This is a genomic window from Bradyrhizobium manausense, from assembly GCF_018131105.1.
Lineage (GTDB): Bacteria > Pseudomonadota > Alphaproteobacteria > Rhizobiales > Xanthobacteraceae > Bradyrhizobium > Bradyrhizobium manausense_B.
Genome location: NZ_JAFCJI010000001.1, coordinates 4,065,557 through 4,091,611 on the forward strand (window position 1 = coordinate 4,065,557; position 26,055 = coordinate 4,091,611).

The 26,055-nt window shown below is 64.5% G+C and carries 22 protein-coding genes, 1 tRNA gene and 1 riboswitch; of the genes, 9 read left to right on the forward strand and 14 right to left on the reverse strand.

Going from position 1 to position 26,055, the window contains the following annotated elements; genetic code table 11:
- Both JQ631_RS19405 and trxA read right to left on the reverse strand, forming a co-directional pair.
- Positions 1 to 678: an LON peptidase substrate-binding domain-containing protein gene (locus JQ631_RS19405; protein ID WP_212328262.1), complete on the reverse strand. Its 678-nt coding sequence runs from the start codon at positions 676 to 678 to the stop codon at positions 1 to 3.
- Positions 679 to 760: 82 nt separating this feature from the next.
- A complete protein-coding gene (gene trxA, locus JQ631_RS19410) occupies positions 761 to 1,681 on the reverse strand; it encodes a thioredoxin (protein ID WP_212328263.1) in 921 nt (306 codons plus the stop codon).
- Between the two features lie 274 nt (positions 1,682 to 1,955).
- Here trxA and JQ631_RS19415 point away from each other — a divergent pair.
- From JQ631_RS19415 to JQ631_RS19430, 4 genes are all read left to right on the forward strand, one after another.
- A tRNA-Gly gene (locus tag JQ631_RS19415) sits at positions 1,956 to 2,030 on the forward strand.
- Between the two features lie 76 nt (positions 2,031 to 2,106).
- Positions 2,107 to 3,093: an NAD-dependent epimerase/dehydratase family protein gene (locus JQ631_RS19420; RefSeq protein ID WP_212328264.1), complete on the forward strand. Its 987-nt coding sequence runs from the start codon at positions 2,107 to 2,109 to the stop codon at positions 3,091 to 3,093.
- 379 nt (positions 3,094 to 3,472) lie between these two features.
- Positions 3,473 to 4,741 carry a PQQ-dependent sugar dehydrogenase gene (locus JQ631_RS19425; RefSeq protein ID WP_212328265.1) on the forward strand — a complete coding sequence of 423 codons (1,269 nt, stop codon included), beginning with the start codon at positions 3,473 to 3,475 and terminating at the stop codon, positions 4,739 to 4,741.
- A gap of 186 nt (positions 4,742 to 4,927) precedes the next feature.
- Positions 4,928 to 5,521, forward strand: coding sequence for a c-type cytochrome (locus JQ631_RS19430; protein ID WP_212328266.1), 594 nt, complete (start codon positions 4,928 to 4,930; stop codon positions 5,519 to 5,521).
- Between the two features lie 176 nt (positions 5,522 to 5,697).
- Here JQ631_RS19430 and panE read toward each other — a convergent pair whose 3' ends face one another.
- The 4 genes from panE to JQ631_RS19450 all read right to left on the reverse strand — a co-directional run bounded on the left by panE (position 5,698) and on the right by JQ631_RS19450 (position 9,410).
- Positions 5,698 to 6,621: a 2-dehydropantoate 2-reductase gene (gene panE / locus JQ631_RS19435; protein WP_212328267.1), complete on the reverse strand. Its 924-nt coding sequence runs from the start codon at positions 6,619 to 6,621 to the stop codon at positions 5,698 to 5,700.
- Positions 6,622 to 6,708: 87 nt separating this feature from the next.
- Positions 6,709 to 7,317 (reverse strand): 2-hydroxychromene-2-carboxylate isomerase, encoded by a 609-nt coding sequence (locus tag JQ631_RS19440; RefSeq protein ID WP_212328268.1) that lies wholly within the window; start codon positions 7,315 to 7,317, stop codon positions 6,709 to 6,711.
- A gap of 90 nt (positions 7,318 to 7,407) precedes the next feature.
- Positions 7,408 to 8,742, reverse strand: coding sequence for an MATE family efflux transporter (locus JQ631_RS19445; RefSeq protein WP_212328269.1), 1,335 nt, complete (start codon positions 8,740 to 8,742; stop codon positions 7,408 to 7,410).
- A gap of 83 nt (positions 8,743 to 8,825) precedes the next feature.
- A complete protein-coding gene (locus tag JQ631_RS19450; RefSeq protein ID WP_212328270.1) occupies positions 8,826 to 9,410 on the reverse strand; it encodes a DUF2239 family protein in 585 nt (194 codons plus the stop codon).
- A gap of 163 nt (positions 9,411 to 9,573) precedes the next feature.
- Here JQ631_RS19450 and JQ631_RS19455 point away from each other — a divergent pair, with 163 nt between their 5' ends.
- Positions 9,574 to 10,239, forward strand: coding sequence for a glutathione S-transferase family protein (locus tag JQ631_RS19455; protein WP_212328271.1), 666 nt, complete (start codon positions 9,574 to 9,576; stop codon positions 10,237 to 10,239).
- Positions 10,240 to 10,271: 32 nt separating this feature from the next.
- Here JQ631_RS19455 and JQ631_RS19460 read toward each other — a convergent pair whose 3' ends face one another.
- Positions 10,272 to 11,567, reverse strand: a complete 1,296-nt coding sequence (locus JQ631_RS19460) for an MFS transporter (RefSeq protein ID WP_212328272.1) — start codon at positions 11,565 to 11,567, stop codon at positions 10,272 to 10,274.
- Between the two features lie 97 nt (positions 11,568 to 11,664).
- Positions 11,665 to 13,413, reverse strand: a complete 1,749-nt coding sequence (gene ggt / locus JQ631_RS19465) for a gamma-glutamyltransferase (RefSeq protein ID WP_212328273.1) — start codon at positions 13,411 to 13,413, stop codon at positions 11,665 to 11,667.
- 104 nt (positions 13,414 to 13,517) lie between these two features.
- Here ggt and JQ631_RS19470 point away from each other — a divergent pair, with 104 nt between their 5' ends.
- Positions 13,518 to 14,906 carry an MFS transporter gene (locus JQ631_RS19470; protein ID WP_212328274.1) on the forward strand — a complete coding sequence of 463 codons (1,389 nt, stop codon included), beginning with the start codon at positions 13,518 to 13,520 and terminating at the stop codon, positions 14,904 to 14,906.
- Between the two features lie 145 nt (positions 14,907 to 15,051).
- On the opposite strand, the gene purH is transcribed toward JQ631_RS19470, so the two are convergent.
- From purH to JQ631_RS19485, 3 genes are all read right to left on the reverse strand, one after another.
- Entirely contained in the window at positions 15,052 to 16,644 is a 1,593-nt protein-coding gene (gene purH, locus JQ631_RS19475) for a bifunctional phosphoribosylaminoimidazolecarboxamide formyltransferase/IMP cyclohydrolase (RefSeq protein ID WP_212328275.1), read from the reverse strand.
- A 24-nt stretch (positions 16,645 to 16,668) separates the two neighbouring features.
- Positions 16,669 to 16,750: riboswitch (ZMP/ZTP riboswitch) on the reverse strand.
- A gap of 59 nt (positions 16,751 to 16,809) precedes the next feature.
- Positions 16,810 to 18,528, reverse strand: a complete 1,719-nt coding sequence (locus tag JQ631_RS19480) for a heparinase II/III family protein (RefSeq protein ID WP_212328276.1) — start codon at positions 18,526 to 18,528, stop codon at positions 16,810 to 16,812.
- A gap of 157 nt (positions 18,529 to 18,685) precedes the next feature.
- Positions 18,686 to 20,032, reverse strand: a complete 1,347-nt coding sequence (locus tag JQ631_RS19485; RefSeq protein ID WP_212328277.1) for an RsmB/NOP family class I SAM-dependent RNA methyltransferase — start codon at positions 20,030 to 20,032, stop codon at positions 18,686 to 18,688.
- A 188-nt stretch (positions 20,033 to 20,220) separates the two neighbouring features.
- On the opposite strand from JQ631_RS19485, the gene JQ631_RS19490 reads away from it, so the two are divergent.
- Both JQ631_RS19490 and JQ631_RS19495 read left to right on the forward strand, forming a co-directional pair.
- Positions 20,221 to 20,418, forward strand: a complete 198-nt coding sequence (locus tag JQ631_RS19490; protein WP_212328278.1) for a DUF1674 domain-containing protein — start codon at positions 20,221 to 20,223, stop codon at positions 20,416 to 20,418.
- A 56-nt stretch (positions 20,419 to 20,474) separates the two neighbouring features.
- Positions 20,475 to 21,065, forward strand: a complete 591-nt coding sequence (locus JQ631_RS19495) for a thermonuclease family protein (RefSeq protein ID WP_212328279.1) — start codon at positions 20,475 to 20,477, stop codon at positions 21,063 to 21,065.
- Positions 21,066 to 21,119: 54 nt separating this feature from the next.
- Here JQ631_RS19495 and JQ631_RS19500 read toward each other — a convergent pair whose 3' ends face one another.
- Together JQ631_RS19500 and acs are read right to left on the reverse strand one after the other, a co-directional pair.
- On the reverse strand, positions 21,120 to 21,635 hold the full coding sequence (locus JQ631_RS19500) for a L,D-transpeptidase (RefSeq protein WP_212328280.1): 516 nt from the start codon (positions 21,633 to 21,635) through the stop codon (positions 21,120 to 21,122).
- Positions 21,636 to 22,056: 421 nt separating this feature from the next.
- Entirely contained in the window at positions 22,057 to 24,003 is a 1,947-nt protein-coding gene (acs, locus tag JQ631_RS19505; protein ID WP_212328281.1) for an acetate--CoA ligase, read from the reverse strand.
- Between the two features lie 409 nt (positions 24,004 to 24,412).
- Between acs and JQ631_RS19510 the strand changes: the two genes are divergently transcribed.
- Positions 24,413 to 25,582, forward strand: a complete 1,170-nt coding sequence (locus tag JQ631_RS19510; protein ID WP_212328282.1) for a DNA topoisomerase IB — start codon at positions 24,413 to 24,415, stop codon at positions 25,580 to 25,582.
- A gap of 9 nt (positions 25,583 to 25,591) precedes the next feature.
- Here JQ631_RS19510 and JQ631_RS19515 read toward each other — a convergent pair whose 3' ends face one another.
- Positions 25,592 to 26,047 (reverse strand): SRPBCC family protein, encoded by a 456-nt coding sequence (locus JQ631_RS19515; protein ID WP_212328283.1) that lies wholly within the window; start codon positions 26,045 to 26,047, stop codon positions 25,592 to 25,594.
- Positions 26,048 to 26,055 lie beyond the last annotated feature (8 nt).

The window sequence follows — 26,055 nt, forward strand, 5'->3', positions numbered from 1 at the left end:
CTACTGCAATGGTGGATCGCCGCTGGTGCGCTTCTTGGCGAGGTCCATCTCGGTGACCGCGATCAGGATCTCGGCGCGTGTCTTCAGGTCAGGCGCTTCCAGCATCGCCTGCTTCTCGGCCGGGCCGTAGGGCGACATCATCGCCAGCGCATTGACCAGCGCCTCGTTGGGCGCGCTCTCGACACCTTCCCAATCGACCTTGAGATTGTTGGCCTTCAGGAAATCCGCCAGCGCCACCAGCAGCGCCTCGCGGTTGACCTCGTCCTCGCCTATGCGCGCGGTGAAATCGTCCGTGAAGGCGAAGAAATCGACCTTGCACTGCCGGTAGGCCGTGAGCACCTCGAGCTCCTCGACCACCTTGAAGCGCGCAACGCCGGTAAGCTCGAGGATGTAGCGGCCGTCACCGGATTCGGCGAGCTGGGTGATGCGGCCGACGCAGCCGACGCGGAATAATGTCGGCTTGTCGGAATTCTTCGGCGAATGCGCCACGTCAGGCTGGATCATGCCGATCAGGCGATGACCGTCGCGGAAGCAATCGTCGACCATCGAAAGATAGCGCGGCTCGAAGATGTTGAGCGGCATCTGCCCGCGCGGCAGCAGCAGCGCGCCCGGCAGCGGAAACACGGGAAGGATTTCCGGAAGGTCGGCGGGGCCGCGATATTCGATGTTGATCGGCATCTGGTCCCCGCGTGGCTAGAGCATGATCCGGAAAAGTGTGAAGCGGTTTTCCGACAAGATCATGCTCCGAAATGACCTGCGCTTACGAAAACAGGACCGTCGACAAGCGCTTTCGACCCTCGACGGTTGCATCATCCGCGCCGCCCCAGGCCTCGAAGAACTGCACCAGTTGCTTGCGGGCGCCGTCGTCGTTCCATTTGCGGTCGCGCTTGACGATCGCGAGCAGCTGCTCGGTGGCGGCCGCGCGGTCGCCCTTCGCGTTCAGCGCGGTGGCAAGGTCGAACCGCGCCTGATGATCGAGCGGGTTTGCGGCGACTTTCTGTTCGAGCTCGGCAACGGGTCCCAGCTGCTCGGCCTGCTCGGCGAGGTCGATCGCGGTCTGCACGGCCTTCACGGCCGGGTCGTTGCGCTTGGATTCCGGCACCATGGCCAGCGTCTGCTTGGCCTGCTCCATCGCGCCCGAGACGGCGTAGCATTTTGCGAGGCCCGCGAGCGCCGCGATGTTGGTGGCGTCATGCTGGAGTGCTTCCGCGTAGATCTGCGCGGCCGCCGCGGCATCGCCTTCGGCGAGCACGGCATCGGCTTCCTGCACGATCTCGGCAACATTGACCTCGCCCGGCGCGGTCACGCCCTTGGTCAGCTTCTCGATGAAGGCGTTGAGCTGGCTCTCCGGCACCGCGCCCATGAAGCCGTCGGCGGGCTGGCCGTTGACGAAGGCGATCACGGCCGGGATCGACTGGATGCCCATCTGGCCCGGGATCGCCGGATGCTGGTCGATGTTCATCTTGACCAGCTTGACCTTGCCCTTGGCGGCCTTGACCGCCTTTTCGAGCAGGGGGGTGAGCTGCTTGCAGGGGCCACACCACTCCGCCCAGAAGTCGATCAGCACCGGCTGGCGCTTCGATTCCTCGATGACGTCCTTCACGAAGGTCTGGGTGGTGGTGTCCTTGATCAGATCGGCCGCAGCCGGGCCCGCTCCGTTACCCTGGTCGATGATCGTCACGGGATCCCCTCGTCTGATGTCTGGAATGGCGGGTCTTTAGCACGTCGCCATCACATATGCTTCGTTACAGGCCCTAAAATTGGGCCGGGACGGCCGAATTTCAATGCATGGCAGCCGATTCGGCGGTTCCGGGCCGATTTCGGTCGGTTTGGCCGGGATCGGGCTCATATTGGGGCTCCGAATACGAGATGATGCTGCCGGTAGCTGTTGCATTCGCCTCCCGCTTTTGGCATACGACAGCCGTTGCCGGCGCGTCACGCGACCGACACAGGATGCGGGTGTAGCTCAGTGGTAGAGCACGACCTTGCCAAGGTCGGGGTCGAGGGTTCGAGCCCCTTCGCCCGCTCCAATTTTTCCCAAAGCATCCAGCCAGATCCGGTCGGACCGTGGTTTTCCACGCCGCTGGCGGCTGGCTTGGGTCTGACATGACAATTCTGGTCACTGGCAGTGCCGGCCACCTCGGCGAGGCGATCCTCCGGACGCTCCGGCGTCGCGGCTCACCTGCGCGCGGGATCGATCTGAAGACATCGCCCTTCACCGATGTCGTCGGCTCGATCGTCGATCGCGCCTTCGTCCGGGCGCAGATGGACGGCGTCACTACCGTCATCCACGCCGCGACGCTGCACAAGCCGCATGTGGCGACCCACAGCAAGCGGGCCTTTGTCGACACCAATGTCACCGGCACGCTCAATCTGCTCGAGGCGGCCAGCATCGTCGGCGTGACCAGCTTCGTCCTCACCAGCACCACCAGTGCCTTCGGTTCGCAGCTCCGGCCCGAGCCGGGGCAGGCGGCGGTGTGGGTTACCGAGGAGTTACCGTCGGTGCCGAAGAACATCTACGGCACCACAAAGCTGATGGCGGAGAATCTGTGCGAGCTGTTCTTTCGCGAGCGGGGCTTGCCCGTCGTGATCCTGCGGACATCGAGGTTCTTTCCGGAGGACGACGACGATCCCGCGATGCGGTCGGCCTATGCGCAGGACAACGCGCAAGCCAATGAATTGCTCTATCGACGGCTGGATATAACGGACGCGGTCAGCGCGCATCTGCTCGCCGCGGCGCGTGCGCCCGAGCTCGGCTTCGCCCGCTACGTCGTCTCGGCCACCAGCCCGTTCGCGCAGCGTCATCTCGCGGCGCTCGCCCGTGACGCGGCCGGTGTCGTGCGCGAGCTCTATCCGGATTGCGCACAGCTCTATGCCGCGCGCGGCTGGCGGCTCTTCCCCGAGATCGACCGTGTCTATGTCAACGAGCGTGCGCGGCGTGACCTTGGATGGGATCCCGAATTCGATTTCGCCCATGTGCTGCGCAGCCTGCGCGAGGAGCGCGATTTTCGCAGCGCCCTGGCGCGCGAGGTGGGAGCGAAGGGCTATCACGATGCGCTGTTTGACAACGGGCCTTACCCGATCGCCCAATAGTCGCCGCTTTTGTCAATTCGCACGATGAATCAGATGCGTGGCCGGCGTCACCGCGCAGCATCCGGTCTCGGCCGTTCTACGGTGCATGGGGTTGTTTTCGCATTTTTGTATTGATCGGCTCCTTCTGCCGTTCGCAATGAGGTGCGCGTCATTTCGATTCCGCGCTGCAGCGTAGGCGTTGTCGTCGCCGCGCGCGCCTGGAGAGACAATCAGTCTCAATTTTTACTGAGCGCAATCGCAGCGCACGCGGCGCGCTTTTCACCGCTCCCAGATGTGCTAACCTTTTTGCGTCTGCCACTCGACAGACTCCAACTTCGCCTCTCGACTATCAGAACAAAATAACGTGCAGCCCTGACGGCTGCCTTAGGGGAGTGACGCGATGAAATCGATGATCCATCGATCCGTGTTGGCGCTTGCAGCCGTAGCCCTTCTTGCAGGGACAACCGCTGGCCACGCGCAGGACAAAAGCAAGCCGCTGAAGAAATACGAATCCGGCAACAAGGAATTCTGGACCCATCCGCCGGATGACTGGTTCCTCGGCGACGAGACCGAGGCGCAGAAGGGCCTCGCTCCGCCCTCGGGTCCGCCGACCGGCGCCTCCGATGCCGAGCTCGCCAACATCATCAAGAAAGTGAAGCTGCCGGCGGGCTTCAAGATGGAGGTCTACGCCTCCGGCGTGCTGGCCGCGCGACAGATGGCCTGGGGTGACAAGGGCACGCTGTTCGTCGGCTCGTTCGGCCTCGGCAACGTCTATGCCATCAAGGACAACAACGGAAAGAAAGAGGTCAAGACCATCCTCAAGGGGCTGAACATGCCCACGGGTCTGGCCGTCAAGGATGGCGCGCTCTACGTCATCGCGGTCGACAAGCTGATCCGCTACGACGACATCGAAAACAAGCTCGACAATCCCGGCGAGGGCAAGGTCGTCTATGACGACATGCCGTCCTATGCCGCGCATGGCTGGAAGTATCTCGCGGCCGACAAGGAAGGCTGGTTCTACATTCCGTTCGGACCGCCCTTCAACATCGGCATCCCGCCGACCAGCGTCTCGCAGATCCGGCGCGTCGATCCCAAGACCGGCAATGCGGAAGTCTGGGCGCTCGGCGTTCGCAACTCGGTCGGCGGCGACGTCGATCCGCGCACCGGCAAGTACTGGTTCACCGAAAATGCCCGCGACTGGGTCAGCGATGATCTCCCGTCAGACAAGCTCAACATGATCAGCAAGATGGGCGAGCATTTCGGCTATCCCTACTGCCACCAGGGCGACCTTCCCGATCCGAAGTTCGCGATGGGCCACAAATGCTCCGAGTTCACGCCGCCCGTGCTGAACCTCGGCGCGCACGTCGCTCCGCTCGGCATGAAGTTCTATACCGGCGACCAGTTCCCCGCCGAGTACAAGAACAACATCCTGATCGCCGAGCATGGCTCCTGGAATCGTCACAAGTACCAGGGCGCCCGCATCATGCGCGTGATCGTCGGACCCGACGGCAAGAACGCCAAGCAGGAAGTGTTCGCCTCCGGCTGGATCGAGGGTGACCAGGGCTATCTCGGTCGCCCCGATGACATCATCCTCGCCAAGGATGGTTCGATCCTCGTCGCCGACGACTGGGCCGGCGCGATCTATCGCATCAGCTACAGCAAGAAGTAGCGCACGACGACACGGGGCTGCGACCGGACGACGGCCGCAGCCTCTTTTATTTCAAGGACACGCCGTCGTTCCGGATTGCGCGCCAGCCCAAGTCCGGAACCCATAACCCCGTGTCGCGGTTATGGAGTCCGGGCTCGTGCTCCGCACGCCTCGGAATGACGAGCTAGATGGATCGGAATCCTCATCATGCGCCGGCAGTTCATCTCGCACCTAATCAGCGCGGCTGCGCTCCTCACGCTCGGCGCGCTCTCTGCAAGCGCCGCCGACAATACCGCGGTCCAGGAGAAGGCAGCCGTCTGTTCCGGCTGTCACGGCGAGAACGGAATTTCGCAGACCGAGAATATTCCCTCGCTGGCCGGCCAGCCCGATCAATTCCTGCAATGGCAGCTCGTGTTCTTCCGCGCCGGCTCGCGCAAGAACGAGCAGATGCAGCCGATTGCCCAGGAGATCAGCAACGAGGACGTTCGCAGTCTCGGCGCCTATTTCGCGGCCATGACGCCGCCGAAGGCCGCCGAAGACAAGGATCCGGACCTGTCGAAGAAAGGCGCGCAAGTCGCCGTCGGCCGCCGCTGTGCCTCATGCCACACGGATAGCTTTGCCGGCACCAAGGCTGTCGCGCGGCTTGCCGGGCAGCGCGAGGAATATCTGGTCAAGGCGCTGCATGACTACAAGAACAGCCAGCGTGTGGGTGGCGGCGGAGCCGCGATGGCCGATGTCGCCTATCACATGAGCGATGAGGAAATCACGGCCGTCGCGCACTATCTCGCGTACTTCAAATAGCGCGAAGTTCGAGCGGTAAACTCCGCCGTCGTCCCGGACAAGCGAAGCGCAGATCCGGGACCCATACCCACAGGACGTAGTTTGACGAAGGCTCGGAGCGGGAGCATCGCATCACGCTGCTCCCTGTGGTGATGGATCCCGGGCTCGCGCTGCGCTCGCCCCGGGATGACGCGGTTCTACCCTGCCCGCTGCTTCTCATACGCCTTGAGGTGCGTGTACGCGATGCGCAGCTTCGGCACCGGCACCTTGGCGGCATCGGCCCGCGCGATGAGGTCGCCGATCACGTGATCGGCTTCGACCGGAAAACCCGCCTTGACGTCACGGAACATCGAGGCCGTCATCGGTGAGCCCTCGGTTGTGAGGTTGCCCTTCACGCGCTCGAAGAACGGTCCGCCCGGCGTGTAGCCGGACGCGGCGGCAATCGAGCTGGTCTCGTCCAGCATGCCGAGCAGAAAATCCCGGCCGCCGGGGGCGGCGAGGATGTCGCCGACGGAGGTGCGCATCAGGCTGGTGGAAGCTGCGAGCGAGGAGAGGAACACCCACTTTTCCCACATGTCCTGCATGATGTTCTGGCTGGCGGTGGCGCCGGTGATGCCGCTCTTGAAGGCCTCGTCGATCGCCTTGACGCGGTCCGACGGTTTTCCGTCGCGCTCGCCGTAATTGATCGCCTGCATCGGCTGCAGCTGCACCACTTCGCGTTTCTCGTTCAAGGTCGCCGCGATGGCGCAGAGACCGCCGAGCACGCGCTCCTTGCCGAATTTTTGGTCGAGCGTGTCGAGATGCTTCATGCCGTTGAGCATCGGGATGATCGCGGTGTCAGGGCCGACGGCTGCAGCGAATGACTTGATGGCGTCGTCGAGGTCGAACGCCTTGCAGCTGAGCAGCACGACGTCGAATTCTTCCTTGAGCGCGTCGGCCTGAACGGTCGGCGGATTCTTCAAGGTCACATCGCCATTCGGGCTCTTGATGACGAGGCCATCGCTCGCGAGTTCGCTGGCGCGCTTGGGGCGAACCAGGAAGGTCACGTCGCGGCCGGCCTGCAACAGCCTGCCACCAAAATAGCCGCCGATGGCGCCGGCGCCGACCACGAGAATACGCATGCGAAAGTCCTTATTGTTGCTTTTCCATCGTCCCGGAGAATGCCAGAACGACCTCGCGGAGACCACCCGCTTTCTGGAGGTGCTGGATCACTTCCCCAGCACCATCTCCTCGACCTCGCGCAGCTGCTCCTTGCCGAAGAACATCTCGTTGCCCACGAAGAAGGTCGGCGAGCCGAACGCACCGCGCGCGACCGCTTCCTCGGTATTCTTGATCAGCTTGGCCTTCACCTCCGGCTCCTGGGCGCGGGCGAACAGCTTTTGCGCATCCAGACCGGATGACGCCAGCGCCTTCGCTGCAATTTCCGGATCGTCCATCTTATTCGGCTCGCGCCACATGTGATGGAAGGCCGCCTCGACATATGTCTCGAACACGCCCTCAAGCTGTGCGGCGATCGCGGTGCGCATCAGGTTCAGCGTGTTGACGGGGAAGTTCGGATTCCAGACGTAGGGCTGAACGTTGAAGCGCTTGAGAAAGCGCTCGGTCTCGACCTGCTGGAATTCACGCTTGTTCTTGACGCCGGCGAGCGTCTCGGCCGGCGATTTGTTGTTGGTCGACTTGAAGATGCCGCCGAGCAGGATCGGCACATATTCGAATTTGACGCCGATGCGCTGCTCGATCGCCGGGATCGCGAGATGGCTCAGATAGGCATTCGGGCTGCCGAAATCGAACAGGAATTGCGGGGCTGTGCGGGTCAAATGCGTTCTCCCTGACGTCACTTTTCACCCATTGTGGCGCAGGGCGCGCCACAGGTCTACCGTTTAATGACGGTCATAATATCTTGACCGTCAGACCAGCCGCTTGATTGCCTGCCTGCGCCACACCAAGAGGTAATAGCCCATCTGCAAAACGAACATGGCGCAGAACACGATGGGATAGGCGGCCCACACGCCCTTGAGACCGATCATGCGGCTGAGGATGACCGCGGATGGCAACTCGATCGCAACGATGGCGAAGATCGAGAGCAGCATCGGCGTCAGCGCGACGCCCGCCGCGCGCATCGCGCCGGAAAACGTCGTCGCAAGGCCGAACGGCACCGAGCTCCACAGGGCGACGAAGAGCAGTCCTTTCGCCAGATCGAGCACGGCGCCGTCGGTGATGAAGATGCCGAGGACGGCGCGTGGTGCGAGGTAGATCAACGCCACCAACCCGCCGGTCAACACGAGGTTGAACGCAAGGCCGGTGCGGACGATGCCGTCGAGCCGCGCCCGGTCGCCGCCGCCGATCGCTTGCGCACCGAGAATCGAGACCGCGATCGAAATCGACATCGCCGTGAACTGCGTGTAGCCCATCACTTGATTGACGGCGCCATAAGCCGCCGTAGCGTCGGAGCCATAGCCGTTGACGAGGCCAAGCAGCACGAGCTCGGCAATCGCCATCACCACCATGCCCACCGCACTCGGCAGGCCAATGCTGAGGATTTGTCCGAGCACCGCGCGATTGAGCCGCACATGGCGCAGCAGCGCGATGTCCGGCGCGATCGCGTGCTTCCTTCGCAGCAAGTAGACTGCGAGAACGATCAGCGTCACGGCGTTGGAGATCGCGGCTGCCCAGGCGGGACTGGTGATGCCGACCTCGCTGCGGATCAGTATCGGTGTCAACGTCAGTCCGATAGCTGTTGACAATGCCAGTGCCAACAGCGGCGTTACTGCGTCGCCGACACCGCGGATCATCGCGGTCATCAATAGGAAGACGAAGCCGAGCGGCATCGTCAGCAGCATGATGCGCGCGTAGCGGCTGGCCTGCTCGAGAATGTCCGCGGGCGTTGCGAGCACCATCATCAGTTGCCGGCTGAACAGGCCGCCGAGCAATCCGACAGATATCGCGAGCAGCAGGCCGACTGCGAGTGTCGTGCCGACGATGGTCTTGATTCTGTCGAGCTTGCCCGCGCCAAAGGCCTGACCGATCAGCACGGTGGCGCCTGTGCTCAGGCCCATGACGAAGGCAAACAGGAAGAAGAACACCGGGAAGAAGGTCGAGACCGCCGCGAGCGCGTCGACGCCGATCATGTGGCCGAGATAGACGTTGCTGACGGTGCCGAACAACGATTGCAGCGCGTTGCTCAGCATCAACGGTGCGAGGAAGCGCAGGAAAGTTTGCCAGAGCGGTTTTGGAGCGGACATGGGTTTGCCTTTCATCAGGGCGAGCGAAGCCGTTGCCGCGCAATGCGCGGCTCGGCCGTCGATGGGGTTGTTGGAGATCGCGCCTAGGCGCGGTCGCTGTAGGCGAGCTTGACGATGTGGTCGCGGATATCGGCCGGCCAGTCGGCGATCAGCCCGGTGAAACGGCGCCGGTCATCCGCGAACAGCGCGCGCGAGGCTTCCTCGAACTGCGCCAGATTGCCGGCCATGGTCGACATGAAGTGATAGGCCGCATCGCGCGCCTGTCGTTCGCGGTCCTTGTCGCCGCTTGCGCGCCGAGCCTCATCGACGAGCTTTCGCAAGGCGACCGAGGCGCCGCCGGGCTGCGCGCCGAGCCACTCCCAATGCCGCGGCAGCAGCGTCACCTCGCGCGCGACGACGCCGAGTTTCGGTCGACCGCGGCCGCGCGGCTCGGCCGACGGTGCAGCCTCCTCATCAACCGGCGGCGGGATCAGTTTCGCCAGACGCGCCAACACCTCGCGATCGCCGCCGCGCAGATCGAAGTCGATCGACCGGCCGGTGGCATCCTCGAAGATGATGATCGCCTCGTCCGGCCGCGGTGCCACGCGCTTGACGACCAGCGCGACCTCTCCAGCCGGCCCGGACACCAGGCGACGCTGACCCTGGAAGGCGGTGAAATTCTTCTGCATTGAAATCATTGCCAAATTGACGACGTTGGCGCCTTTAATATCCGGGTAAATAACCGCCGTCAATACACCCGGGTGAAAATATCCATCCTGATGGCTCGACATTGCGTCCCCGGGCTGGCAGGTACGCGGCCGACCTGACCACGCCTACCCTGGGGATCTTGCGATGCTGACCGTCCACCACCTCAACAATTCGCGTTCGCAGCGGGTGCTGTGGCTGCTCGAGGAGTTGGGCGTGCCCTATGAGATCGTGCGCTACCAGCGTCAGCCTGACATGCGCGCGCCGAAAGAGCTGCGCGCGATCCATCCGCTCGGCAAGTCGCCCGTCATCACCGACAACGGCAACACCATCGCCGAGTCGGGTGCGATCATCGAATATGTCATCGCGACTTATGGCAATGGCCGGCTCATCCCGGCGACGAACACGCCGGAGCGGCTGCGCTTCACTTATTGGCTGCACTACGCGGAGGGGTCCGCGATGTCGCCGCTCCTCTTGAAGCTGCTGTTCACGCTGATGCCGAAGCGCGCGCCGGCGCTGCTTCGTCCACTGGTGCGCAAGGTTTCGAACCAGGCGCTCACCGCCCTGGTCAATCCGCAGCTCAAGCAGCACATGGATTATTGGGAAGGCGAGCTCGGCAAGAGCGAGTGGTTCGCCGGCAGCGAGTTCACCGCGGCCGACATCCAGATGAGCTTTCCGCTGGAAGCGGCCCAGGCGCGCGGCGGACTCGAGCAAGGCCATCCCAAGGCGATGGCGTTCCTGGAGCGCATCCACGCGCGGCCGGCCTATGCGCGTGCGCTGGAGAAGGGCGGGCCGTATCAGGTGGGGCGGTAAGCTTCTCACCGCCCTCGGGGTAACGCCACCAGCTAGTCCGCATGCAGCACGCGCCCGCGCGTCTCCGGCAGCGCGAAGGCGGCGATGAAGAACAGCGCGTAGGCCGCCACTGCGAAGATCGCGATCGCATTGGCAAGCGACGTCGAGGCCGACAGCGCGCCGACGAGGAATGGAAACAGCGCGCCGATGCCACGGCCGAAGTTGTAGCAGAAGCCCTGTCCCGAGCCGCGCAGCCGCGTCGGATAGAGCTCGGTCAGGAATGCACCGACCCCCGAGAAATAGCCCGAGGCAAAGAAGCCGAGCGGGAAACCGAGCACCCACAGGATCTCGTTGGTGAGCGGTAGCTGCGTGTAGAGCAATACGATGGCTATGGCGCCGATCGAGAAGATCAGGAACAGATTGCGCCGGCCGATCCGGTCGGCAAGCCAGGCGCCGACGAGATAGCCGACGAAGGAGCCGATGATCAGTGTCGAGAGATATCCAGTCGAGCCGACGACCGACAGGTGCCGCTCCTTGGTCAGGAACTGCGGCACCCAGAAGGTGATGGCGTAATAGCCGCCCTGACAGCCGGTCGCGGCGAGCGACGCAAGGATCGTGGTCTTCAGAATTGGACCGGAGAAGATTTCCCAGAGCGCTGGACGATCGCCGCTTGCGGCCTGCCTGGCGCGCGCCTCTGCCGCGATCTCAGGCTCGGTGACGGAGCGGCGGATGTAGAATACCAGCAGTGCCGGCAGCGCGCCGATTACGAACATCCAGCGCCACGCCGTCTCCGCCGGCATCAGTGAAAACAAGATCGCTTGCGACAGCACTGCAAGGCCCCAGCCGACGGCCCAGCCCGATTGCACCGAGCCGACCGCGCGGCCGCGATATTGCGGCCGGATTGCTTCGCCCATCAGCACGGCGCCCGCGGCCCATTCGCCGCCGAAGCCGAAGCCCAGCACGGCGCGCGCGATCAGGAGCTGGTCAAAATTCTGCACGAGGGCGCAGACCAGCGAGAAGAACGAGAACCAGATGATGGTGATCTGGAGTGTTTTGACCCGGCCGATCTGATCGGCGAGATAGCCGCCGAGCCAGCCACCGACCGCCGACGCAAGCAGTGTCACCGTGCCGGCGAGGCCGGCGGAGGCTGGCGAGACCTTCCACAGCGCGATGATGGTACCGATCACGAGGGGGTAGATCATGAAGTCCATGCCGTCGAGCGCCCAGCCTGCCGCGCAGGCCCAGAAGGTCCGGCGCTCGGCGACGTTCATGTCGCGATAGAAGGCGAGAAGGCTGGTGTCGTCGATCTCGGCGCGTTCAATGCGCCCGGTCGGATCGGCTGCAGTCATGTGCGTTTCCCCGGCAAATTCTTCTGGCAGGGCGGTGGTAGCACGCACGGCGGCCGGCGCAAGCCGGTGTGCGCCCTCGTGCCATGCAGCGTCAGGACTACTGTCCCGCGGCTTCCGCACCGCGCGTGCGCGGGTCAGGCGCGCCGAGGGGCCCGTTCGGCGTCACCAGAATCGAATTCGCCGACGTCTGTCCCATCGGCTCGACGATGAGGTGGTCCATCGCCTTCAGCCCGGACAGCACGGCATCAGGAAAACCGTGCTCGACGCGCACCTCATCCGGCAGCCACTGATGATGCAGCCGCGGTGCGTCTACTGCGGCGGCGACGTCCATTTTGTAGTCGAGCACATTGACGATCACCTGGAGCACGGTCGAGATGATGCGGCTGCCGCCGGGCGAACCCGTCACCAGCACGGGCTTGCCGTCCTTCAGCACGATGGTCGGCGACATCGACGACAGCGGCCGCTTGCCGGGCCCAGGCAAATTGGCCTCGTAACCGACCAGGCCATAGGCATTGGAGGCGCCTACGGCCGCGGTGAAATCGTCGAGCTCATTGTTGAGCAGCACGCCGGTGCCGTCGGCGACCAGGCCGACGCCATAGCTGAAGTTCAGCGTGTAGGTGTTGCTGACGGCGTTGCCGCTGCTGTCGACGACCGAGAAATGCGTGGTGTTGCTGCCTTCGCGCGGGGCAGGCGGGGCCGAAGTGATCTCTTTCGACGGCGTGGCGCGTTCGGTGGATATGCTCGCGCGCAGCCTGGCCGCATAGTCCTTGGCCGTGAGCCTGTCGATCGGCGCGTTGACGAAGGCGGGATCGCCGAGATAGCGCGCACGATCCGCGTAGGCGCGCTTCATGGCCTCGATCAGCAGATGCAGCGATGCCGGTGAGCCCTGCTTCAAATCACCGAGCTGAAAACCTTCGAGGATGTTGAGCGTCTCGACCAGCACGACGCCGCCGGAGGAGGGCAGCGGCATCGAGACGATATCGTAGCCGCGATAGGTACCGCGGACCGGCGAACGGATCACCGCCCGATAGGCTTTCAGGTCGGCCGGCGTCATGATGCCGCCGGCGTCGGAGACAGCCTTTGCAACCTTCTCGGCGACCGCGCCTTCATAGAAACCCTGTGGTCCCTGCGCTGCGATTCTCGCCAGCGTGTCGGCGAGATCGCTCTGCACCAGCCGCTCGCCTTCGCGAAACGGCGTGCCATCGGGCTTCGCGAAAATTTTGGCCGAGGATGGCCAGCGTGCGAGTCGCGGGTACCAACCTGGCAGAGTATCGGCGATGTCGTCGGTGACGATAAATCCGTCGCGGGCGAGTGCGATCGCAGGTTCGAGCAATTGCGCCAGCGAGAACTTGCCCGAGCCATATTTCTCGAGCGCCAGCGCCAGTCCTGCGACCGTGCCGGGCACGCCGATGCCGAGCCCGGAATCGCGCGACTTGGCCGGATCTGGTTTGCCGTCGGGTCCGAGGAAAACTTGAGCAGTGGTCGCCGCCGGCGCGGTTTCGCGATAATCGATCGCGATGTCCTCGTTGCGTTCGGCGGAATGGATCACCATGAAGCCACCACCGCCGATATTGCCGGCGCGCGGATAGGTCACGGCCATCGCAAACCCTGTCGCGACGGCGGCGTCGACGGCATTGCCGCCGCGACGCAAGATGTCGGCTCCGACTTGCGCCGATATCTTCTCCTGGGCCACCACCATGCCGTGTTCGGCCGGGATGGCGTGTACCGTGTCGAGTGCGGGTGGGACATAGGCCCGCCGCGCATCCTGCGCGGTTGCCGATGCAAGACCAAACCCCAGAGTGGCGATGAGTGCTAAAAAAGTCCGCCGTGTCGCAAATGACGCCATCGTCAAATTTTCCGCCGAGCCCCCGGGCCAATTCAAACGCGTCGCTGCAATGCTATACGGTTTGCGCTATGAGAGGCAAAACTGTTCGTGATGAGGACCGCGTGATGACGACGATCGCCCCGGCTGCGCCCATCGCCGGCGCCCCGCGGACCTATCCGCCGCGCGCTGCCGTCGTCAGCTGGATCTTCTTCGATTGGGCCGCGCAGCCTTATTTCACACTGATCACGACCTTCGTGTTCGCGCCCTATTTCGCCACCAGCATCGCGCCGGATCCGGCCACCGGCCAATCGCTCTGGGGTTTTGCGATGGCAGCAGCTGGCATGGCAATCGCGCTGCTGTCGCCCGTGCTTGGCGCCATTGCGGATGCCTCGGGCCGCAGAAAGCCGTGGATCGCGGCGTTCGGCGCGGTGCTGGTGCTGGCCTCCTGTACGCTATGGATCGGCAAGCCCGGCGATCACGCAATCATTCCGCCGCTCCTGATCGCGGTCGCGCTGGCCAGCGTCGGCGCGGAGTTCGCCACCGTCTTCAACAACGCGATGATGCCGACCCTGGTGCCGCCAGAGCGCATCGGCCGGCTCTCCGGCACCGGCTGGGCCACGGGTTACGTCGGCGGCATCGTCAGCCTGATCATCGTGCTCGGCTTCCTCGCCGCCAATCCCGAGACCGGACACACGCTGCTCGGCTTCACCCCGCTGTTCGGTCTCGATCCCGTCACCCACGAAGGCGACCGTGCCGCCGGACCGCTGACCGGGCTCTGGTTCATCATCTTCGTGACGCCGATGTTCTTGTTCACGCCGGATTATCCGGCGAAGCGCCCGCTGCGTGAGGCGTTGCACGAAGGCCTGGCGGACCTGAAGCAATCGCTGAAGGATTTGCCGCGGCAGAAATCGCTCGCCGCGTTTCTCCTTGCGAACATGATCTACACCGACGGTCTGGTGTCGCTGTTCGCGTTCGGTGGCATCTATGCTGCCGGCACTTTCGGCTGGCACACGATCCAGATCGGCACGTTCGGCATCATCCTCGCCATCGCCGGCACGTTTGGCGCGTGGCTTGGCGGCAAGCTCGATGATTCCCTCGGCCCGAAGCGCGTCATTGCCGGCAGTATGCTGATCCTGCTGCTTTCGGTGGCGGCGATCCTCTTGGTCGACAAGGACAGCGTGCTGTTCGTCAAGGTCGCGCCGCCGGTGCCGGGCGGTCCGATGTTCGCTGCCGCCGCCGAGCGTGCCTATATCGTGTTGGGCTGCCTGATCGGCGCGGCCGGTGGCCCGCTTCAGGCTGCGTCGCGCACTCTGCTGATCCGCCTCGCGCCGAAGGATCGCATCGCGCAGTATTTTGGCCTGTTCGCACTGACCGGAAAGGTAACGTCGTTCATCGGTCCGCTGATGATCGGCGTGGTCACTGCGGCAACCGCGAGTCAAAAGGCCGGCATGGCCGTGCTGGTGGTGTTCTTCGTGACGGGGTTCGCGCTGCTGATGCGGGTGCGGGAAGAATAAATTTCATCGTCGTCCCGGCGAAGGCCGGGACCCATAATCCCGAATCGTGATTTGGCGAAGGCTGGTCGTTCCGCGGTATTGAGACCGGGACCCATCGATAAATCACGCGGTATGGGTCCCGGCCTACGCCGGGACGACAACTAACTCAGTGCCTGAAGTGCCGCGTGCCTGTGAACACCATGGCGATGCCGTGCTCGTCGGCCGCCTTGATCACCTCCTCATCGCGCATCGAGCCGCCGGGCTGCACCACGGCAGTGGCGCCGGCCTCGATGCAGGCGAGCATGCCGTCGGCAAACGGGAAGAACGCATCCGACGCCACGACCGAACCCTTGGTGAGCGGCTCGGCAAACTTCAGTTCATTGGCTGCATCCTGCGCCTTGCGCGCCGCGATCCGCGCTGAATCCACCCGGCTCATCTGGCCCGCGCCGATGCCGACGGTGGCGAGATCCTTGGCGTAGATGATGGTGTTGGACTTGACGTGCTTGGCCACCCGGAACGCGAATTTGAGGTCGCGCATTTCGGCGTCGGTCGGCGCGCGCCTGGTCACGACCTTGAAGGTCATGTCGTCGACCACGGCGTTGTCGCGGCTCTGCACGAGCAGGCCACCGGCCACCGTCTTGGCGGTGAGGCCGGGCGCCCGCGGATCAGGCAGGCTGCCGGCGAGGAGAAGGCGCAGATTCTTGCGCGCGCCGATGATCGAGATCGCCTCTTCGCTGGCGTCGGGCGCGATGATCACCTCGGTGAAGATTTTTGTGATCTCGCGCGCAGTGTCGGCGTCGAGCGCACGGTTCATCGCGATGATGCCGCCGAAGGCCGAGGTGGAATCGCAGGCGAGCGCCTTGCGATAGGCGTCGACGAGGTTCGCGCCTTCGGCAACACCGCACGGGTTGGCGTGTTTGACGATGACGCAGGCGGCGGTGCGCTTGGCGTCGAACTCGCCGATGCATTCATAGGCCGCATCGGTGTCGTTGATGTTGTTGTAGGAGAGCTCCTTGCCCTGAAGCTGCCGCGCGGTCGAAACGCCCGGGCGCTTGTCGGGGGTGGCGTAAAACGCCGCAGTCTGGTGCGGGTTCTCGCCGTAGCGCAGCGACTGGATCAGCTTGCCGCCGAAGGCGCGGAAATCGGGCGCGTCGATCTCGAGCTGGCGGTTGAACCAGTTCGAGATCGCGGCGTCGTAGGCGCCGGTGCGTGCATAGGCCTTTGCCGCAAGGCGGCGACGCAGCTTGAGTGTGGTCGCGCCGTTGTTGGCGGCGAGTTCGTCGAGCACGGCCTTGTAGTCGTCAGCTTCGACCACGACGGCTACGTCATCATGGTTCTTGGCGGCGGCGCGGATCATCGCAGGGCCGCCGATGTCGATATTCTCGATGCAATCCTCGAAGCCCGCGCCTTTGTCGACAGTCGCTTCGAACGGATAGAGGTTGACGACGAGCAGGTCGATCGGCGCGATGCCATGCGCCTTCATCGCCTCGGCGTGCTCCCTGTTGTCGCGGATCGCGAGCAGGCCGCCATGCACCTTCGGATGCAGGGTCTTGACGCGGCCGTCCATCATCTCGGGGAAGCCGGTGAGGTCGGACACGTCCTTCACCTTCAGGCCGGCAGCCGCAATCGCTTTTGCGGTACCGCCGGTCGAGACCAGCTCGACATCATGCGCGGCAAGCGCCTTCGCGAACTCGATCAGGCCTGATTTGTCGGAGACGGAGAGCAGGGCGCGGGTGACGCGGCGGGGGTGGTCAGTCATGAGCAAGATCCTCTGTTCAGGGAGTGTCTATGCCCAGGCGCGCGGCGGATATGTGTCGCGCTTCCCGATGGTGCTCCATCCAAGGTCGCCAGTCGCGCGAACGAGCGCTCGATAGCAGTTTTCGAGGCCCTTCACAACGATCAGATAGGGCCGAATCGCGGCTCTTTACAGCGGCAGTTCCGGTTCGCGCCGGGCGTTGCGGCGGGCATTGGTGATCGCCGGCGATGCGGTAGAGCGCACAAAACTCCAGCGGATCGAGGGCGCCTGGCGAGCATCCTGCCGGATCACGATCTGGGCCGTGCGGCGCGGACCGTCATTGCCGGCCAGGAATACGCTATCCTCGAGATCGACCTTGTCGTCGAGCGCTTCGAATGTCCAGACGTCGCGGTTCGGCAGCACCAGCATCACGCCGCGGGCGTCCGAGAGCCGGCTTGCCTTCACCGCGGGATGCAGATGGAAGCGCAGCGCGAAATCGGCGTCGGCACCTTTCAGTCGCGCGCCTTGCGGCGGCGAGAGCGTGTCTTCGCCGTCGATCCGCGCGCCGTCATTGGCGATCATCAGCACGCGACGGTGGATCACGCCGAACTTGGCGAGATAGCCGTCATGCGAGGTCGTCAGCAGCGTGCCGTCCTGCACGATTTCTCGATAGCTCTCCACCTCATGGGGGCCGCTGGTGATCGGCGCGCCGTGCAGCAGCCGCTTCATCGCCGACATCTCGACGAACTGGCAGGACGAGGTGTCGTGATAGGTCAGCGTCGAATGCGCCGCGGTGCTGCGCGCGAACGGCCGCCAATTATCGCGGCCCGTGGTCGGCATGCCGCAATTGGTCACGATGCGGCTGATGCCGGAGGACAGTTCGAACGACAGGCAACCGGCGTGTGCGTCGTGGCTGACGCCAGGCGGCGGCGGCGGTCCAGTGTCGATGATGAGCGTCGTCGGGCCGGCATCGAGCCGCTGGAAGCCGGTGTGCGGCATATTCGCCATCGGCGCGCCATGGGCGTCATCATAGGCGAGCAGCGTGGCGAGCAGGTCCGACGACGTCGCGCTCATGCCGTTGAATAACGCGAAATTGCCGTCGCCGTGCCGGAAGAAACGCAGCATCGGCATCATGCGGTCGATCGCGTTGAGCAGCGCCGGCGGCGGCGCGATGTTGCGCGCGGCAAAGGTCTGCCGCAGCGGCAACAGGTCGATCAGTAATTCGATCAGCGCGCCCGGATTGCGCGAGATGTGGCCGCCATCAGGGAGAATCTGCCGCTGCAATTCGTCGGAGAGCTTCTTCGACGCGCTGCGGATATGGCTGGCCTGGTTGGCGAGGCAGAGCGTCGTGTAACATAGCGCGATCAACACCTGGAGCTTCGGCACCCCGTCCGGGATGTTGACCATGGTGTAGCGCAGGAAGCGGATCTCGCGTGCGAGCGCGCGCAGGTAACGGCGGTAGAATTTGTTGTCGGTGTCGTTGAGCACCAGCGGCGCCTGCGACAGCAGCGAGATCACGCGCCGTGCCAGCACATCGGCACGGCGGGCAACGGGCCGGCGCTTGTTGGCGGGATTGCTGATCCAGTCCTCGACCAGCGCGCGCGCATTCGCCCGGGTCAGCGCGGTGTCGGCGGCACGCAGGTGCCGCAGCCAGCCGAAGCCGAGCAGCGCGACCTCCCAATCCTCCGAGGGTGGATCGAGATCGAAGATCGAGCGGCCGTGGCAGTTGACGATCTTGCCGGCGAAGACGAAGCGCCCGGCATAGATCTCGGCGGCGCGGGTCGCATCGGCGGTGCGCAAATCATGTGGTGCGATGATCAGCCGGTCGGTCCGGCCGGGCCAGACCCGCGAGAGCGCAACGGAACCGCCGCTCGCACGCGCGAGCATGTTCCGCGCGAAGCGGTTCATGACCAGCGTCGAGATACGTCTGCGTTGAGCGACCGACACGCCTTGCCTTGAAGGGGGAGAGGATTCCGACGAATCCTTATTAATCCCAAAATCGGGCGGCCGACACCACCTTGAAAGCCCTCGAATCAGGGGAGTGGTAGCAAAATCCGGTGCAAAATCAGGATTTAACGAGCCGGGCCGCGAAAAACCCGTCGAGCCCGCCGAGCTTCGGGTCGGCGTGCGGCAGGTGGCTCGGCAGGGTCCGGAGATCGCCGTCGGCCGTGATGGTCTCACTGAGCCCGGAGACCTCGCCGGTCTCGATCGGCATGCGGCGAAGCGCAGGCTCGGCCGCCAGGAGTGTAGCGACGGCCTGCTCGCCTTCTTCGGGTTCCAGCGAACAGGTGCAGTAGACCAGCGTCCCGCCCGATTTGAGCAGCGAGACGGATTTCTTGAGCAGTCGCTGCTGGAGAACGGTCATCGCGGCGACGTCGGACTCCTGTCTCAACCACGCGACATCGGGGTGCCGACGGATCGTTCCGGTCGAGGTGCAGGGCGCATCGATCAGGATTCCGTCGAAGCCTTCAGCCGGTCCCGCCCATTCGACGGCGTCGGCTACGACAGTCTCGGCCTGAAGCGACAGCCGGTTCAAATTTTCGCGCAGGCGCGCCACGCGGGCGGGCGATCGGTCGATCGCCGTGACGCGCGCGCCGGCCTGCGCCAATTGCGCGGTCTTGCCGCCGGGGGCGGCACAGAGATCGGCGATGGACTTTCCTGAGATGTCGCCGAACAGCCGGACCGGCAGCGCGGCGGCGGCGTCCTGCACCCACCATTGTCCTTCGGCAAAGCCGGGCAGCATGGTCACCGAGCCGTGCAGCAGTGTGCGAACCGATCCGGTCGACAGCACTTCGCCGTGCAGCCGGCTCGCCCATTGCGCGGCGTCGGACTTCACCGTGAGATCGAGTGACGGCTCGTGGCCGAGCGCAAGGGCCATGTCGCGTGCGGTCGCCTCGCCGTAATGCGCGCTCCAGCGCGCCAGCAGCCAGGGCGGCAGATCCAGCGATTGCGCGGCGACCTCCTCGACCAGCGCCTGGCCCTCGCGCGCGCAGCGGCGCAGCACGGCATTGACGAGGCCGGCATAGCGCGCGGCGCGCCGGTCGGATTGCACCAGGCGCACGGAGAGATCGACGGCGGCGTGATCGGGCACGTCCATCCAGAGGATCTGGGCGGCGCCGATCAGAAGCGCGCTCTGCGCCCGCGGCGCGTCGGATGGGATGCCCTTGTCGAGCAGGCGCGACAGCACGTGGCCGAGCGTGCCGAGGCGCCGCAGGATGGTCGCGACCAGGCGCCGCATCAGTGCGCGGTCTCGATCCGCGAGCGTCTTCAGTCCAGGATGGGCGCCGGAGCCGTCGAGCTGGTCGTCAAGTGTGCGGTGCTTGTGCAGGACGCCGTCGACGATGTCGGCAGCAATCCGCCGCGCCGCGAGACCAGGCACTTCGGATGGAGGGGCAAAACGTTGAGATGGCATGCGGACGTAAGGTTCTGAGCGAGCGGCAGTTCCGCCGAAATGGGCGCATGCCTTGAGATCACCTTCTGTGACATGCGAATATGCCAAATGTAAGAATGGCATCTGGCGATTTCAGCCCTCAGCCGCCATTTCAGCAATGCGTTATTGGACGTCGCGCGCATGACGATCCTGCGCTAGGACCCCGAACGATGAATGACCAACCTCCTGCTTCGAACCGCAAGCCCTTGCCACCGGCGGCCCAGCGCGCGCTGGCCGAAGCCCAGGCACGCCGGCAAGCCGCCGCGGCGCATGCGGCGGCCGCGCCGAAGGAATTGCAGGGGCCGAAGGGGCCCGAGCCCACGCGCTACGGCGATTGGGAGCGCAAGGGCATCGCCTCGGATTTCTGAGATCCGCCTTTTCAGGTCACTTGCCGGTCCGGCCGACTCAGCCATAGCGTGCGCGGATGTCGCGCTTCGACCCAGGCAACTTCTATCGGCCTCAGTACGGCGGCTCGCCGTTTGGCCGTCGCTTCTCCGGACTTTTGCCGTGGATGTTTGTGGTCGGCATTGTAACGGCGATCGTGCTCACGTTCAGGCACGGGACCAACTGGCCGGTTCCGTATCGGGCCGATGAACGCGCACAGGATGCCGAGATCATCCTGCAGCAATCCGGCAGTTCCGATATTCGCCTGCCGATCGATGTTGTCCGCACCATCGATGGCGACACTTTCCTTGCGCGCGTGCATCAACGCGACGGACGCGATCTCGTCGCGCGGATTCGCCTGCGCGGCATCGATGCACCCGAGATGAAGGCGTCTTGTCGGAACGAGCTGGACAGGGCGGAAGCCGCCACCGAGGCGCTGCGCAATCTGCTCGGCCAGGGCGGCGTCACCATCTACAATCTCGGCTCGGAAAAATACGGGCGCGTTCTTGCCGATGTCGCGACCAGGCGCACCACCAACGTGTCGGCCGCGATGCTCGCGGGCGGTTACGCGCGCAGCTACAATGGCGGCCATCGCGACGGCTGGTGTGCGCGAGGCTGGCGCTTCTGGTGACAAAAAAGCCGCGTCTGGTGACGCGGCTTTCGTTATTCCTGCTTGATCTTTCGATCAGCGCGTCACGACCACCGTCGTGCCGACCGAGACGCGGCTGTAGAGATCGGTGATGTCGTCGTTGAGCATGCGAATGCAGCCATAGGAGACGAAGCCGCCAACGGAGCCCGGCACGTTGGTGCCGTGGATGGCGTATTCGCCGCCGGCCAGCGTCATCGCTGCAACGCCCATCGGGTTGCGCGGCGAGCCGCCAGGAATGACGTCGGGGATGCTCGGCTTGTCACGCTTTACTTCGGCGGGCGGCGACCAGGCCGGGTTGCGATATTTGCCGTCGATGCGGGTGGTGCCGGCCCACTGCTTGCCGGATTTGCCGACGCCGACCGGATAGCGCATGGCGTGGCCGTCATCGAGGATGAGATAGAGCCGGCGTTCGTTGGTCTTGACCACGATGGTGCCGGGGGAATAGTCGGCCAGGTGGGCGCCCACCATTTCCGGCCGCGCCTCTGCCGCCGTCGACATCACGACCCCTGCCCCGATGGTGGCGGCCAGCGCCACGGCAATCCTCATCGACATCGATTTTCCCCTAGCCCGAACAGATCGTCCAAAAATGACGCAGAACCCGGCAATCGCCGGCTCGCCCAGATATTCTTAACCGCGCCTGTTAACCGGATGGTTTCCACGCACGGCTGCCAAGGGCGAGCCAGCAGGGGGAACAAAGGAAATGTTCGAAACAAAGTAAATGACTTGAAAACAACACTCGGCGGCAAAGATACCGCCGCGCTGGCGCGCGCTCTGACAAGTGCGTGAAAGTGTGCACGGCGGTTGTTGTGGGGGAGCTATGGCCCGGCTCGTGTCCCGGACGCGACGCAGCGCGAAGCGGGTGCGACGCGGAGCCGGCACCAAGCACTTCTTTTCCACGTGGATAGATGGGCCCCGGCTTTGCAGCGCACCGCCAAATGCGCGCTGCGCTGCGTCCGGGGCACACGGCCTTGTATTACGCCGACTTCTTGTTCTGCCGGTTCTTGACGAGATCATCGACCACGGCTGGATCGGCCAAGGTCGAGGTGTCGCCGAGGCTCCCCGGCTCGTCCTCGGCGATCTTGCGCAGGATGCGGCGCATGATCTTGCCGGAGCGGGTCTTGGGCAGGCCGGGCGAGAACTGGATCTGGTCGGGCGCGGCGATCGGGCCGATCTCCTTGCGCACCCAGGTGACGAGCTCCTTGCGCAGTTCGTCGCTCGGCTCGACGCCGGCCATCAGGGTGACATAGGCGTAGATGCCCTGGCCCTTGATGTCGTGCGGGTAACCGACTACGGCGGCTTCCGACACCTTCTCATGCGCGACCAGCGCGCTTTCGACTTCCGCGGTGCCCATGCGGTGGCCGGAGACGTTGATGACGTCGTCGACGCGGCCGGTGATCCAGTAATAGCCGTCGGCGTCGCGGCGGCAGCCGTCGCCGGTGAAGTACTTGCCCTTGTAGGTCGAGAAATAGGTCTGCTCGAAGCGGGCGTGATCGCCATAGACGGTGCGCATCTGGCCCGGCCAGGATCGCGTCAGGCAGAGGTTGCCTGACGTCTCACCCTCCAGCACCTTGCCGTCGGCATCGACGATCTCCGGCGCCACGCCGAAGAAAGGCTGCGTCGCCGAGCCCGGCTTCAGCTTGGTCGCGCCGGGCAGCGGCGTGATCAAAATGCCGCCGGTCTCCGTCTGCCACCAGGTGTCGACGATCGGGCAGCGGTCGTCGCCGACGACGCGGTGATACCATTCCCAGGCTTCGGGATTGATGGGCTCGCCGACCGAGCCGAGCAGGCGGAGCGAAGCGCGCGAGGTCTTCTTCACGGGCTCGTCGCCCGACTGCATCAGCGCGCGGATCGCGGTCGGTGCAGTGTAGAAGATGTTGACCTTGTGCTTGTCGATGACGTTCCAGAATCGCGAATTATCAGGGTAATTCGGCACGCCTTCGAACATCAGCGTGGTCGCGCCATTGGCGAGCGGCCCGTAGAGAATGTAGCTGTGGCCGGTGACCCAGCCGACGTCGGCGGTGCACCAGTAGATATCGCCGTCGTGATAATCGAACACATATTGATGGGTCATCGAGGCGAACACGAGATATCCGCCCGAGGTGTGCAGCACGCCCTTGGGCTGGCCGGTGGAGCCCGAGGTGTAGAGGATGAACAGCGGATCCTCGGCGTGCATGTGCTCGACCGGGCATTCCGTCGTCACCATTGCGGCCGCCTCGTGATACCAGAGGTCGCGCGTCGGGTTCATGTCGATCTTGCCGCCGGTGCGCTTGACGACGACGACCCAGTCGACGCCGTCTGCTTTGGCGATTGCCGCATCGACATTGGCCTTCAGCGCCACCTTCTTGCCGCCGCGCAGGCCTTCGTCCGCGGTGATGACGATCTTGGACTGGCAGTCGTTGATGCGCTGGGCGAGGCTGTCGGGCGAGAAGCCCGCGAACACCACCGAGTGAACAGCGCCGATCCGCGCGCAGGCCAGCATCGCGTAGGCCGCTTCGGGAATCATCGGCAGATAGATGGTGACGCGATCGCCCTTCTTGACGTTGCGGGTGCGCAGGATGTTGGCCATCCGGCAGACCTCGTCGTGCAGCTCCTTGTAGGTGATGTGCTTCGACTGCGAGGGATCGTCCCCTTCCCAGATGATCGCGGTTTGGTTGCCGCGCTTGGCGAGATGGCGGTCGATGCAGTTATGGGCGACGTTGAGGATTCCGTCCTCGAACCATTTGATCGAGATGTTGCCGGGCGCGAAGGAGACGTTCTCGATTTTGGTCGGCGCGTGCATCCAGTCGACGCGCTTGGCCTGCTCGGCCCAGAAGGCGTTGGGGTCTGCGATCGAGCGGGCGTACATGTCCTTGTACTTGGCCTGGTCGACCCAGGCGCGCTTGGCCCATTCCGCGGGGACGTCGTAAATCTTCTCGGACATGCTTCCCTCCACATACGGCAAGCCGGGGATCGCAGACTGGCGAGCCGACTTCATCGTTGAACGATTATGCGTCGGGCTAACCGGCCCCGACAAGGAGCACAAGCTGGACCTTCGATGAGCGGCCGGACATGCGGAGAATCCAGCCTCGACGGCCAATTGTCGTGAATCTGAAACAGGCCGGGCGCCGGCGTTTGGCTCTTTACCCAAATCTCCGGAACAGGCCCGTGCAGGGCGCCCATGCGCCGCAGGAGGTATTTAGAGACCGCCTTTCACTGATTCGGGACTCGCAATGCGGTTCGGAACACCCTAAGTGGCTAACCCGGGTCCCAAGAGACCTCCAGGCAAGGCTTGGAACAAAAAACAGAACAGCGGCATTGAACGGTAGCAAACAGGGCCAAGGCTTAAGACTATGATGGATCAGCAGAATCTCGGGACGATGCGGCCTGCTTCGGCCGATCCTGCTGCCATTGCGCTAGCCAAGGCCCTCGGACAATGGCCGAAACCGTCGGGTTCCACCCGCGCCAGCCCGAAAAAGGTGTTCGATGCGGCGCCTGCGGCGACGGTCGAAGCGCTCGCCAAGGAGCTCGGCCTGCGGCTCGGCGACCAGAACGAGCTGAAAATCCGCCGTGTCAGGCGCGGCAAGGGCTATTCCTTTGTCCGCCCCAACGGCGCCCATATCCGCGACGCCCGCACCATTCGCCGGTTGCACGCCATGGCGGTGCCGCCGGCCTATCGCGAGGTGCGCTATTCGGCCGATCCGAGCTCGCATCTCCAGGCGGTGGGACGCGATGCCGCGGGCCGTCTGCAATATCGCTATCACGCCGACTGGGAGAAGGTCCGCGAGCACCGCAAGGCGCATCGCCTTGAAAAGCTCGTCGGTGCCCTGCCGAAAATTCGACGCAAGGTCTCGGCGTTCCTGTCGGGCGAGGAGCCGACGCGCGAATTCGCGCTCTCGGCCGTGATCGAACTGATCGCGCGCACCGCGATTCGCCCCGGCAACGAATCCTATGCGCGCCTCAACGGCACGCGCGGCGCCACCACGCTGCTGAAGTCCAACGTCACGCTCGAAGGCGATAGTTTCGTGCTGACCTTCAAGGCGAAGGGCGGCAAGGCGGTACGGAAAGAGTGCGACGCGGCCAAGCTGGTGCGCGCCATCGGCATTCTGCAGAGCGTGCCCGGCAAGCGCATGTTCCAGTATCGCGATGCTTACGGCATCGTGCGCGCTGTCAGCACCACGCAGGTCAATGCGTTCCTGCGCGAGATCGCCGGCATCAAGATTTCGCTGAAGGATTTCCGCACGCTGATGGCCTCGGCTGTCGTCGTCGAATCGCTGTCGCGGATCACGCCGGCGACCAGCCAGCGCGGCCGCAAGAAGCAGGTGCTGGACGCGATCCGCGCCGCGGCGGACAAGCTCTCCAACACGCCGGCGATCTGCCGCAAGAGCTACGTCCACGACACCATCGTCACGGCGTTTGAGGACGGCATCCTCGAGCGCTTCGCCGCGACCATGAAGGGCCAGCGCTCGCAGGCTCGACGTGAGCAGCTTCTGCAGCAGGTGGTGGCGACTGCGGCAGTATAGTCCGCCTCGCTACGTCTTGTCCGAAACACCCTTGTCCGGACCGGGATCGCGGCCCGCCGCCGCGCTCGTGAGCCGTTCCAGATAATGCGCCCATCCTCTTGCGTGCGCGGCCATCTGTTCCTCGGTCGGCAGCCCGCTATGGGTCATGCGCAGCAGCGTGCCGCCGTCGCGTTCGATCAGGTCGATCTCGATCAGGCTCGACCCCGGCGGCACTTCCTGGCCGCCCTCCCAGCCGAACGTGTAGGCCAGGCGATGCACGGGCACGACCTCGCGGAAGGCGCCGCGAGCGGCACCGCCGCGCGGGCCGATTCCCTTGAGCAGATAGAGCCCGCCGGGATGCGGCTCGGTGGTCGCATCCGAGCCCATCCAGCTCAGGATTTTCTCAGGGTCGGTCAAATAGGCGAACACGGTGGCGCGCGGGGCCGCGATCTGGGTCTCGCGTCGCAATACGAACGGCTCGGTCATCGGCGATC

Bases quoted from the DNA above. Each gene is read 5' to 3' on its own strand.
- JQ631_RS19490 (WP_212328278.1), top strand. From the start codon at position 20,221: ATGAATGACCAACCTCCTGCTTCGAACCGCAAGCCCTTGCCACCGGCG.
- JQ631_RS19495 (WP_212328279.1), top strand. From the start codon at position 20,475: ATGTCGCGCTTCGACCCAGGCAACTTCTATCGGCCTCAGTACGGCGGC.
- panE (WP_212328267.1), bottom strand. From the start codon at position 6,621: ATGCGTATTCTCGTGGTCGGCGCCGGCGCCATCGGCGGCTATTTTGGT.
- JQ631_RS19485 (WP_212328277.1), bottom strand. From the start codon at position 20,032: ATGCCATCTCAACGTTTTGCCCCTCCATCCGAAGTGCCTGGTCTCGCG.
- JQ631_RS19420 (WP_212328264.1), top strand. From the start codon at position 2,107: ATGACAATTCTGGTCACTGGCAGTGCCGGCCACCTCGGCGAGGCGATC.
- acs (WP_212328281.1), bottom strand. From the start codon at position 24,003: ATGTCCGAGAAGATTTACGACGTCCCCGCGGAATGGGCCAAGCGCGCC.
- JQ631_RS19515 (WP_212328283.1), bottom strand. From the start codon at position 26,047: ATGACCGAGCCGTTCGTATTGCGACGCGAGACCCAGATCGCGGCCCCG.
- JQ631_RS19445 (WP_212328269.1), bottom strand. From the start codon at position 8,742: ATGTCCGCTCCAAAACCGCTCTGGCAAACTTTCCTGCGCTTCCTCGCA.
- JQ631_RS19470 (WP_212328274.1), top strand. From the start codon at position 13,518: ATGACGACGATCGCCCCGGCTGCGCCCATCGCCGGCGCCCCGCGGACC.
- JQ631_RS19425 (WP_212328265.1), top strand. From the start codon at position 3,473: ATGAAATCGATGATCCATCGATCCGTGTTGGCGCTTGCAGCCGTAGCC.
- JQ631_RS19430 (WP_212328266.1), top strand. From the start codon at position 4,928: ATGCGCCGGCAGTTCATCTCGCACCTAATCAGCGCGGCTGCGCTCCTC.
- ggt (WP_212328273.1), bottom strand. From the start codon at position 13,413: ATGGCGTCATTTGCGACACGGCGGACTTTTTTAGCACTCATCGCCACT.
- JQ631_RS19500 (WP_212328280.1), bottom strand. From the start codon at position 21,635: ATGTCGATGAGGATTGCCGTGGCGCTGGCCGCCACCATCGGGGCAGGG.
- JQ631_RS19450 (WP_212328270.1), bottom strand. From the start codon at position 9,410: ATGCAGAAGAATTTCACCGCCTTCCAGGGTCAGCGTCGCCTGGTGTCC.
- JQ631_RS19455 (WP_212328271.1), top strand. From the start codon at position 9,574: ATGCTGACCGTCCACCACCTCAACAATTCGCGTTCGCAGCGGGTGCTG.
- JQ631_RS19480 (WP_212328276.1), bottom strand. From the start codon at position 18,528: ATGAACCGCTTCGCGCGGAACATGCTCGCGCGTGCGAGCGGCGGTTCC.
- JQ631_RS19460 (WP_212328272.1), bottom strand. From the start codon at position 11,567: ATGACTGCAGCCGATCCGACCGGGCGCATTGAACGCGCCGAGATCGAC.
- purH (WP_212328275.1), bottom strand. From the start codon at position 16,644: ATGACTGACCACCCCCGCCGCGTCACCCGCGCCCTGCTCTCCGTCTCC.
- JQ631_RS19405 (WP_212328262.1), bottom strand. From the start codon at position 678: ATGCCGATCAACATCGAATATCGCGGCCCCGCCGACCTTCCGGAAATC.
- JQ631_RS19510 (WP_212328282.1), top strand. From the start codon at position 24,413: ATGATGGATCAGCAGAATCTCGGGACGATGCGGCCTGCTTCGGCCGAT.